Origin of the sequence: Pantoea sp. ANP04 (genome assembly GCF_041982285.1) — a bacterium.
Taxonomy (GTDB): Bacteria; Pseudomonadota; Gammaproteobacteria; order Enterobacterales; family Enterobacteriaceae; genus Pantoea; species Pantoea eucalypti.
On the sequence record NZ_JAUTYS010000153.1, the window covers coordinates 1 to 538 of the forward strand.

The 538-nt window shown below is 60.6% G+C and carries 1 protein-coding gene; it reads right to left on the reverse strand.

What is annotated here, in order from left to right:
• The coding region (locus Q7C21_RS22845) for a GGDEF domain-containing protein (protein WP_375151216.1) at positions 1-522 on the reverse strand (522 nt) is incomplete at its 3' end.
• Positions 523-538: the final 16 nt, after the last annotated feature.

The following is a 538-nucleotide window of genomic DNA, read 5'->3' on the forward strand; positions in this document are numbered from 1 at the left end:
CGCCTGGTCGGCGGACTTGAGCACTTCTTCGGGGGTCCGGTGCTCCATCAGTCGCTCGGCGACACCGATGCTGATGGTCACCGAAACACTGGATGCCGCAGCAACGCCGCGGCGTTGGCGGCCTTGCTGGTCGTCCTGGGGGCGGTTGTCCTGATTGCGCAACTGAATGTTGTAGGTAGCGATGATCTCGCGAATCATCTCCAGGTGCGGCATGCACTCGTCCAGGGTCTTGCCGGCAAATACCACGGCAAACTCTTCCCCTCCGTAACGATAGGCGCGCCCACCACCAGTGACTTTTGACAGCTTGCTGGCCACCAGACGCAGCACCTGATCCCCGACATCGTGACCGTGGGTGTCGTTGAATTTCTTGAAGTGATCGACGTCAGTCATGGCCAGCACATAATTGCGACCCAGACGCTGCATGCGCTCATTGAGCGCCCGGCGCCCCGGCAAGCCGGTCAACTCGTCACGGAACGCCATCTGGTAAGCCTCATGGGCCACCGCCGCAGCAATCATCAACATGACCTGACTGCACATG